This window comes from Halothiobacillus sp., from assembly GCF_028710545.1.
In the GTDB taxonomy this organism is placed as follows: domain Bacteria; phylum Pseudomonadota; class Gammaproteobacteria; order Halothiobacillales; family Halothiobacillaceae; genus Halothiobacillus.
This window is the reverse complement of the sequence record NZ_JAQTTX010000069.1, coordinates 1-10,557: the sequence shown is the minus strand read 5'-3', so window position 1 is coordinate 10,557 and position 10,557 is coordinate 1. Positions and strand designations below refer to the sequence as shown.

Sequence of the window (10,557 nt, the reverse complement as noted above, 5' to 3'; positions counted from 1 at the left end):
ATGAAGGATACGAAGGTACCGACACTGATGGTCTGCATTCGATCTCCCGTCGTCGCGAACCAGACGATACCCGCAATGCCAATCGCCAAAATGAACTGCGTCAGCGGCGATGAAGCCGCCGTGACGGCCTGCATCCGCATGAAATCCTTGAAATTCTTTTGATTGATGGCAGCGAATCGTGCCGCTTCAAACGCTTCGCCACCATACAGCTTGACGACGCGATGACCGCTTACCACCTCTTCGGCCACATGAGAAACTTGGCCCATGGAGTTTTGAATCTGCCGGGCATGACGGCGGAATGCTCTGGAGATTCCGCCAACCAGCACGACCAGAACGGGCGCGAGCACCACGAGAAACAGGGCGAGTTGCCAGCTCAGATACAGCATCCATACAAGCAACCCGAACACAGTAATCGTGTCGCGGATGAGTGTGGTCAACGCGCGGGAGGCTGCCTCGGAAACCTGTTCGCTCTGGTAGTTCAGCCGCGTGAGAATTTCACCGCCGGGGACGCGGTCAAAATAGCGCACCGGCAGGTGCAACACCTGATCGAACACGTCGCGTTTGAGGTCACGAATCACCGATCGCCCGACCCAGGCCATGCCATAGCCGGAAGCGAATTCGGCCACAACACGCACCAGAAAAACGGCGAGCAACAGTGCGGGCATGAGATGAATCGTGGTGGGGTCACGGCTCACGAAACTGCCGTCGAGCAGAGGCTTCATCAAGGCGGCGAACGCCACCTCTGTCAGGCCGGCCGCCACCATGCCGATGATTGCAAAGATCAGTACACGAGCATACTGGCGGGTATAGCGCAACAAACGTCGGTAGGTCGCCCAGCCCGAAACGTGCAACTGTGTGGAATCGTGTGTCGTCATGCCCTGCTCTGTTTGCGGCTGGTGTTGTGACTGATTAAGGGCCTGCAAAAATGCAAATCCCTTCTAAATCCCCCTTGTTCCCCCTTTTGCAAAGGGGGATACCCTTCGTTTCCCCTGTTGTAAAAAGAGTCACCGATTATCCCCTTTTGCAAAGGGGGATACCCTTCGTTCCCCCTGTTGTAAAAAGAGTCACCGATTATCCCCTTTTGCAAAGGGGGATACCCTTCGTTCCCCCTGTTGTAAAAAGAGGCACCGATATACCCCCCTTTGTAAAGGGGGGCAGGGGGGATTTACCTGCTATCGAAAGCTTCCAACTATGTGCGGGGGGCCTTTCTCGATGGATCATTTGACCGGAGTTGTCCCAAGGCCAACCTTGGTTATGCCCGCACTGCGCACCAGATCCAGCACGGAGATGACCTTCTGGTTGATCACTTCGGCGTCTGCCCAGACCACGACCGGGCGACCGTCATCGGCAATGGCCTTGAGTTGAGGTAACAAGTCATTGCTCGGCAGGATGTGTCCATCCAGTGCAATTCGACCATCCTTGGCGATTTCGATCACGTGATCCTTGACCGGGGCGCGCTGTTCGCTTCCCTGATCCGATACCGGCAATGTGACATTCAGTGTCCGGTCATGAATAAATGTGGTCGTCAGCATGAAGAAAATCAGCAGCATGAAGATCACATCAATCAATGGAATGAGATTGAGCTCCAGTTCCTCTCGCGGTTTTTGGCGGAATTTCATGGCGATTCCCTCAGCGCTTACCGGATTCGGTCGGATGAATCATGTCGACCAGTCGAATGGCCTCACGCTCCATTTCGATGATGCGCTCGTCCACCAGACCACGGAAATAGCGGTGAAAGATATAGGCAGGTACGGCAACCATGATGCCGCCCGCCGTCGTGACCAGTGCCTTGGAAATCCCCCCGGCCAGCAATTCGGGATTGATTCCGGCCGCGCCGCCACTGGTCGTAATCGCCTGAAATACGTCAATAATCCCCACAACGGTTCCCAGCAATCCGAGCAAGGGCGAGATGACCGCAATCGTCCCGAGCGTATTGAGATACCGCTCCATCTGATGCGCGACATGACGACCGGCATCTTCGATCCGGTTGCGCATGGCTTCGGCACTCCCGACATCCTGCAAGCCTGAGGCCAGCACGAGACCGAGCGGCGACATGCGCGCAAGTTCCGCAACCTTGTTCTGCGTCAATTGCTTGCTTGCGATCCAGCTTTCCACGGTTCCGACGGGGTCACCGCCCATCAGGCGGCTGTAGCGCAAGGCCCACAACCGCTCGAAGATGATCGCCAGCGCGATAATCGAGGCCAGAATGATGGGAATCATCATCCCGCCGCCCGCCAATACCAGTTCCATCATGTCGCATTACTCCCTGAATAAATATCACAATTCAATCCGTATCCTGAACCAGCTCACAGGCCGGATAAGGTTTTATCACTCGGCCAGCGCAAGCGAAAGCCGAAATTCAGCGTGATTTTCTGACCCGGCTTGATCTGGTTGGACCAGGCCCAAACGCCATCGATCCCGTCGAACTGTTTGGTCATCGGTGGCGTCGTATCGGCCAGCGATTCCACCGAGATCTCACTGTCTTCGGCGATCGGCAGATTCATGATCACCGTGACGGCCACCGGTTCTTTGTGCTGGCTTTGCACTTCGACCACCGTGCGGCGCACCATCTGGGTCGATTTACCGATCATGCCGTTTTCCTCTCGCTGATCCGGCTTCTGGTCGACGGTGACCTGGATACGCCGATCAGGGCCGAATCCCAGACTCATCTTCCCAGATGGCGCCTGGGCCTGCCGGAATGCCGATCCCAGTTGCGCCCCATTGACGAAAAATTCCCAACGCCCGGCAGGCAGCGGTAATGGATTGTGCAGAATAAATGTACCTGTCAGCACACCCAGAGGTGAAATTGTCGGGGCAATGAGCACCGTCGCATTTGCGGGCACTTGCTCGTGCTGCAATGGAATCACGGTGGTGGTCGAACCACTATCCACCGTGAGCGGTTGCACGCTTTTGTATTCGGCATTGAAGCCTGTGGCATCGACAGGGCGCACCGATGGGGCTGCCATCATTTTCATAGAGAGATCAGATCGAGCCTGCGGCACAGGCACCCCTGGCTGTTCACTCTTAAAGCCAATCGTCCAGCGCGGTAATTTCGGCGCCGGGTAGTAGCGCCGGTTGTCGAGTAGCGACAGGGTAATCGGCACGTGCGTCCAGTCCTCGCCACTGTTCTGATGCACACTGGCGGAAAAGGACCAGTCGAGCCGTGCATTCTCGTCACCAATCGTGTTGGCTGACGCGTTCGCAGTGGCCGCCTTCAGCGCTGGTTTCTCTGGCGTGTTCCTGGCTTGAGCACCGGTCGGCGGCGTAGTAATCAAATCGGCACGATAAACCGGTTGCCAGCCCGCATCACTGACGCGGTAGCGCAGATAGACAGGAAGAAGTCCTGAATCCATCATGTCAGCCACCGATTTTTTACGTTCAAGCGGCAGGATCAACTTCATTTTTTCCGGCCGTTTGCGAAGTTCGGCCAGTTGGGCCTGCTGCTTGGCCAAAGCGTCATTGACCTGATCCAGGTCATTTCTTGCTTTACGCTGCGCAGAAATCAAATCCGCCAGCAGCTTGTCGAATGACTGCCGGGCGGCCGGCTGAGTAAGAAACGCACCTGCCTGATGCCCGGCCTTGCTCGTCACCGTCGCAGGTGCGCTCATCTGCGCCTGGAAAATACTCAAGCGAACCCGCGCGGCCTCGAGTGCATCGCGCGCATCCGCCTGTTGAACGCGCAAGGTATGGATTTTCGCTTCAATCGCCACATAGTCCGGCGAGGTTTCCACCGCTTGTTTCTGCCATTGCAGCGGCCCGGATTGCAACAGATCGGTGGAGGAAATCTGTACGCTTTCCTGATCTATATTTCCCGGCAGATCAAGCACGGTAATTGATGTGCCGACTTGCTCTTTTTTTGAACCAGCGAGGGGCTCGACAAGCTTTTCGGCGGGCACATCGATTCGGCGCGTAACCCAGGCCCCCTGAGGCAACACAGTCACTTCTGTAATCCGGCTCGTCAAACCGGTCTGCGCCGGTTCGCCCTGTTCGACAGATGCGGGCTTTATTGCGGAAACGGCTTCGGTCACGGGCATCAGCCATAAAGGCCCGATCACCAGACAGAGCAAGAGACAACGCAACGCCACGTGGAATTGCCGGGCGGCGAATCTATTCAAGTTGCAATAAAGCGCGTCGTTTTGCTTTGCATTTCCTTCAACCATATTCTGGCTCATCCCTCTGATCCTGCCTTGGTCGAGCGAAGTTCATGGCTCACCGTATCCATGTACCAGTCAATGCGCTGGCTGTTCATGACTCGCACAAGCATCAACCAATACACCGCCGCCGGCTCGTCGAATCCGCACCGCTTCGGCCAGACGGTGGATAACGCCCACGCTGTCTTCCCAGGCGATACAGGCATCCGTGATGCTCTGCCCGTAGACGAGTGGCCGCCCCGGAAGCACATCCTGCCGTCCGCCGACGAGATGGCTTTCAATCATTGCCCCGATAATGCCGGCATTGCCTGCGGCGATCTGCGTGGCGACCTCTTCGGCCACTTGAATCTGTCTTGCGTGCTGCTTCTGGCTGTTGGCGTGCGAAAAGTCGATCATCAACCGCTCGGGCAGTTCGGCACCTCGCAGCTTTTCAAGCGCTTCATTGACACTGTTGGCGTCAAAATTCGGTTTTTTGCCACCGCGCAAAATCAAGTGGCAGTCTTCGTTGCCCGCAGTCGAAAAAATCGCCGAGTGCCCGGCCTTGGTGACCGACAGAAAGTGATGGGGACGTGCCGCCGCCCGAATCGCATCGATGGCCACCTGCAAACCGCCATCGGTGCCGTTCTTGAAGCCAACGGGGCATGAAAGCCCGGAGGCCAGTTCCCGATGCACCTGGGATTCGGTCGTCCGCGCGCCGATTGCGCCCCAGGCTACCGCATCCGAAACATACTGCGGGCTGATCAGATCTAGGTATTCGGTGGCCGCAGACACACCCATATCCGCCAGATCAACCAGCAAATGACGCGCCACACCCAGCCCCTTGTTGATTTCGAAACTGCCGTCGAGATTAGGATCGTTGATCAAACCCTTCCAGCCGACGGTTGTCCGTGGTTTTTCGAAATACACCCGCATCACCAGCAGGATGTCGTTTTTTACTTCATCGGCAAGTGTTTTCAGGCGCGAGGCGTACTCGCGCGCGGCTTTAACATCGTGGATCGAGCACGGCCCCATGACGACCAGCAACCGATCATCCTCGCGGTTCAGGATCGCCTTGATGGCCTGACGTGTCGCGTACACCGTCTCGCTACCGCGCTCGGTCAGCGGAAACTGCGCACGAATCTGATCTGGCGACAATAAATTATGGATATCGAGAATACGTAAGTCATCGGTACGATGCGTCATGGTCTGCGGCCTGCTACAAAATCGGTAATGGGTGTCTCATTGCAACCCTGAACCGGTAATAGTACTTGGCTTGGCGATGTACGTCATCTTCATACATGCAGCAAATTCACAAAACCAACCGCCGCAGATCAAGTACCGGAAATTGCTGGCGGATGTGCGCCTGGGCCTCGGCGTCGATTTCCGCCATGACGAAGCAGTCGGCCAGGGTTTTGGCATTGGCAAGCACGGTTCCCCAAGGATCGACGACCATGCTGTGACCGAAGGTTTTGCGCCCGCTGGCATGCACACCGACCTGTGCGGCAGCCACCATATATACCTGATTTTCGATGGCACGGGCACGCAGCAAGGGTTCCCAGTGCGCCCGCCCCGTGGTTTCCGTAAAGGCCGAAGGCAGACAAATCCACTCGGCGCCCTGCTCGGTCAAACGGCGAAACAACTCGGGAAAACGCAAATCAAAGCAGATGGCCATACCCAAGCGTCCAGCCGGGGTATCGACCAGCACCAACTCGGTGCCGTGCAGGAATTGATCCGACTCCCGATAGGATTCAGCGGTCGCCGATTGCGCGGACCGACGCGGTGGCACATCGACATCGAACAAGTGAATCTTGTCGTACTTCGCCCGGATTTCACCCTGTGCATCAATCACATAACTGCGCGACCATAATTTGCCTTCATCCGTACCCTTGCCATCATTTCGAATGGGCAATGTACCGGCCACCAACCAGACCCCCTGGGAGCGAGCCTGCGACTGCAACCAGTCCAATGGGGCATTTTCACCCTCTGCGCCAAGTCCCAGAGCGAATAGTTCACGAGGGTCGGCCGGCATGGCATACAGGTTTTCCGGTAGCACGATCACTTCAGCACCGGCATCCGCCGCATCACGCACCAGACGGGCGATCACCGGTTGATTTTCGGCCCAGGTTGCTTTGCCATTGAGCTGTATTGCGGCAATTTTTGATTTTTTCATGCGAATGCCTTCAGTAAAGGGTGGTCATGGGGTAGAGCGGTCTGCAACGGCGTCGGTGGTTTTAACGACGGGATCTCCGATGGTTCCGGTGACCCGGTAAACCAGCGTCGGTGCCGGATTTTTATCAATGGTCTTGAGTGCCTGCTGAATCGCCAGAACGGCGCCACCGACAATCGGGCCGCCGGCCACAGTGCCGATAATGGGCAGGAGCATACCGATATCGGCATAGACTTTAACGGTGTAGTCGAGGCTGTTGTCGCTTAACTGGGTTTGTCCCGACGCCGTCAATCGCAATGAGGCATTTTTGAGTGTCAGAGGATCAATCGCCAACAATCCCTGATTAATGGTCCAGTCGGCGCTGAGCGAATCGAACGGCAGACCCTGATCGACCACATCGCTGAAATCAAGTCGCAATCGACGGGTAATCGCCCCCAGACTGAGTAATCCGGCCAGTCGCCCTGCACCGGGATTGACTTCGTTAAGTTGACCGTTCTGCATCAGAATCGCACCGGAACCACTCAGCCGCTCAAGGGCAAATGCCACCGGTGAACCGGGCCAGGATAGCGAGAATGAAGACGGTTTGAGATCCCCATTACTGATCGGCGAAGTATCGCCGGCCACCTGCGTGAACACAGCACCAATATCTGACCCCTGGGCCGACAAGTTCAATTTTGTCTGCTGTTTGTCACCCGCTTTGGCTACCGTACCCTGACCGATCAGGCGAAAACTCGCTGTCGGTTGCCAGTCGATGGTCGGAATCTCCAGCGTGTCGCGCCCCGGCGTGGCGGCCTCGCTATTGAGCACAAGTTTGCCCAATCGGTGTTTACCGAAGCGCAGGTCATCGATGATCACCTGTACACCGGGAATCTGTTTCAGATCCCACGAACTTACCGGTGTCACCTGACCGGAAGATGCCGAGTTGGTTGAAGACTCATCTTCAATGTGGAGCCGTTTGAACTGCATGGCTATCTGGCCGGACGGATGTGCAGCATTGGGCTGTTGATACGTCAGGTTACCATCCAAGGCATCACCGCTGGCCTTGATGAGATACCGTTCATCCGCAAAGCGGACATTCAACCGGGTCGGGCCAAACTGCAAACCGGCCACCTTGAGACGATCGGTCTGAATATTCAGGTCGAAGGGCGCGACAGTCGTGCTGGAAGATACTTTTCCCGGTCGGGAGAACGCGGGACTGCTCAGGATCGGTTGCCATGCATCCCAATCAAGCACTGGAGTATTGAGATTGATGGCCAGATTCGCCGGAGGATTGATCGCAGAGTCAGTGACGGAACGGTCGGCACTTTCAGCGCGATTACTGACATCTCCGCCACTCAAAGCGCCACGATCATTAAACCCCAGAGTGGCTTGCCACGGTACGCTGCCTTGCGCTTTAAGATCCAATTGCCGCAAAACGCCGCCGGTGAATCTGAGGTCGGCTCCGAGTGGCCAGACCGCATCGGCAGCTTTGCCGAACGGCGGCGGCAACAGGCTCGATACGCCGACAAGATCACTGTTTGCCTGGACCGTAAATTTATCGCCATGATGAGGGATGTTCAGCTCAATCGTAGTGTCCGCCTTGCCGCGCACCCGATCAAGCAGGGGCCCGAATGCCGAGACGGGCTTCTCCCGCAATGCGAACAGGGGATCGAGGCGCGTTTGCAGGCTCACGATGGTCGAATCGTCTGATTTACCAGGCTTTAATGTCATCGTTGCCGGTTCGTCATTAAAACGGGCAGAAAGGCTCTTGGCGGAGAAATCCGTATTATGGAAATCGATGGCTCCGGAAATCTGGCTCAATTTGATCGGCGTCTTATCGAGAGACAGGCCATTGTTTTTCAATACCAAATGGCCGTTTACGTCAGGCTTGTCACCTTGCTTCAACCCCGCGCGAACCGAGACATCCAACCCGGCCTGTCCCGTGGCCTTGAGCGCGTTCAAACTGCCGGCACCCAATAGCGGGGTTTGGCCGACAAACCCGATCAACTGGCTCAAAGGCGCTTTGGCTGTTACGGCAATATCGAGTGCGGCCTTGTCCAGATCAAAGATACTCACCCGCGAGCCATCCACCGGCACGTCGGCCAGCGTTCCGTGGTCAATCGATGCGTGGAACTGCTGATTGACGAATGCGATATTGCCATCGGCATCCTTGAGCGCCGGCCAATCAGGTAGAAAAGGCAAATCCAGATGTTTGAAATCAAACACCACGGAGAACCACCCGCCGCCTTTGATAAACGGGAATCGAGCCGGATCACCATTGAATACGAAATGCCCGCGATCCACTCGACCGGGTTGCCCACCCCCTTTATCGGGCAACTCCAGATTCGTATCCAGCCAGTGCAGCACATGCTTGCCCAGCAGGTTCCGCGGCAAATACGCCGGAACGCGCGCAACGTGGATATCGCCGAATGCGCTATCGATGGCAAGTTGAGCCGGATGATCCTTGTCTGCGGCCTGATAGCGGAAGCTTGTATCCGTGAACAGATCGGCATTCTTGATGCGCAAGCCCGGGCTGTAGATCATAAGCCGCCCTGAATCGGCATCGTGCAGATACACATCACCTTTCAGGGCATCGATGGTCATCGGTTCACGGAACATGCCCGGCACGGCGAGCACCAGATTCGACTGATCAAAACGCGCCAGCCAGCCGGATGGCTGTTTGTAGAGCTTGAGGTTCAGACCGCCGAGTCCATCGGACTGTCCGATGACCGGCCACAAGCGCCGCCCCGGCACGTTGCCGAAATGCTGCAATTCAAGATAGCCCGCCACAAGCGTATTGCCGACCAGATGAAGACGGATATCCCGGGCATCGCCCCGCAGCGCATTCTGCCCCAACAATTCCAGAAATGACTTGGGCAAAGGTGCGGTCGCCAACCAGACGGCAAGCTGATGCAGGTCGACATAACTCGAAGCGTAATCGGTCCGGTTTCCGGCGTGGATCAGGTGAATTGAATGAACGGGCCAGTAAGTATCGTCCGCGGTCACTACGTGGACATCATCGGCATCCATGCGCCAACCGTCCGCAGTTTTCTGCCAGATCAGCCGCCCGCCAATCCGATTCAAATCCGCCTGGGACTGAGTCGCAGCCAGCGCACCGACACCCGCAATCTTCGCCATCCGGCTGACCTTGAGGTTGGAAATATCAAAATCGGCCGAAACCGAGCGCAGACTCGTTCCGGCAAAGCGCAACCACAACTCGCCGGTCAGTTGCCCTTGATCGATGAGTGGCATCCCCGCCGAACAATCCAGGTCTTCGACCTGTTCGGCACAGCCCCCGAGCTCAGCGCGCACCGGTCCATGAGTAAAGTCGCGAACGGCCAGCTGCATGGCGGGCAGGTTCCAGTTACGGGTTCCCAGATACACTTCGGCGTTTGGCTCATCGCCCAAATGTCCATCCGCCCTCAAACGAACGGGCGTGGTGCCGAATCCGGGTGCGAACAGCTCCCCGGAAAGCGACCAGCCATGCGACGCCAGCCGCGCCGTCGCGTTCAGGTTAATGGTCTGACGGGATTCGGGAAGATCGGATGTCGCCGGTCGAATCCACTCAACCACGGCATCATGAATGGATACATCGCCCAAGTCCGGCAATCTGGACAACCAGTCCGACCATGAATTCGCTGTCTTTTCCGGTTCATTTTGCGGCGATGTTTGCGGCGCGCCTGAGAGTGTCCATTTTCCATCGGCTTGCTGAATGAATGCCAGGTGCGGTTTGTCGATCACGATCTTCCCGGCTACCCAATGCCGGGCAACCAAACTGCGCCAAGGCGCGAGCGATACGCCAAGACGCGAGATGGCCGGGCCATTCTTTCCCAGGCGAAGATCCGTCAGCACCAGCTGCGGGCGATAACTGACGAACGCCACATCGATCGAACCAAACTGCACCGGCGCACCCCAGGCCTTGGACAGCACAGTCTGCACTTCTTCCCGATAATTGGTCATATGCGGCAAGGCAACGCGCAACGCGCTGAACGCAAGGGCGAACAAAACCAGAATCACGGCCACAGAAGCCAGCAAAAACCGCATCAAGCGGCGCAGAGGCCGGGAAGAGAGATGGACGACGTGGGGCAGATGAATATGCGTCACTGCGGCAGATTACCTTAGGTGAAATTACCTTGGGAACAGTATATCAGCGCCACGTGCCACTCCGGTTAACCGGGGCCATAAGCGAAGCATTCACATAAGAACGATGTCGTACTGCTCCGGTAAATAGTGAACATCGGCCTGCAAGCGCAGCGGCACACCGATGAATTCCTGCAACTC

At 56.7% G+C, this 10,557-nt stretch carries 7 protein-coding genes; all 7 read right to left on the bottom strand.

Translation table 11 applies throughout. The annotated features are described in order from the left end of the window. Window positions 1–875: ABC transporter transmembrane domain-containing protein (locus PHD44_RS11460; protein ID WP_300191805.1), on the bottom strand; the 875-nt coding region annotated here is incomplete at its 3' end. 342 nt (window positions 876–1,217) lie between these two features. Then, complete coding sequence (locus PHD44_RS11455; protein ID WP_300191803.1) at window positions 1,218–1,619, bottom strand: biopolymer transporter ExbD; 402 nt, start codon at window positions 1,617–1,619, stop codon at window positions 1,218–1,220. 10 nt (window positions 1,620–1,629) lie between these two features. Further along, complete coding sequence (locus tag PHD44_RS11450) at window positions 1,630–2,253, bottom strand: MotA/TolQ/ExbB proton channel family protein (RefSeq protein WP_300191801.1); 624 nt, start codon at window positions 2,251–2,253, stop codon at window positions 1,630–1,632. 53 nt (window positions 2,254–2,306) lie between these two features. Beyond that, window positions 2,307–4,172, bottom strand: coding sequence for a DUF4139 domain-containing protein (locus tag PHD44_RS11445; RefSeq protein WP_300191799.1), 1,866 nt, complete (start codon window positions 4,170–4,172; stop codon window positions 2,307–2,309). Between the two features lie 57 nt (window positions 4,173–4,229). Then, entirely contained in the window at window positions 4,230–5,333 is a 1,104-nt protein-coding gene (locus PHD44_RS11440; protein WP_300191796.1) for a 3-deoxy-7-phosphoheptulonate synthase, read from the bottom strand. 106 nt (window positions 5,334–5,439) lie between these two features. Further along, window positions 5,440–6,300: a carbon-nitrogen hydrolase family protein gene (locus PHD44_RS11435; protein WP_300191793.1), complete on the bottom strand. Its 861-nt coding sequence runs from the start codon at window positions 6,298–6,300 to the stop codon at window positions 5,440–5,442. A 24-nt stretch (window positions 6,301–6,324) separates the two neighbouring features. Further along, on the bottom strand, window positions 6,325–10,380 hold the full coding sequence (locus tag PHD44_RS11430; RefSeq protein WP_300191790.1) for a YhdP family protein: 4,056 nt from the start codon (window positions 10,378–10,380) through the stop codon (window positions 6,325–6,327). Window positions 10,381–10,557 lie beyond the last annotated feature (177 nt).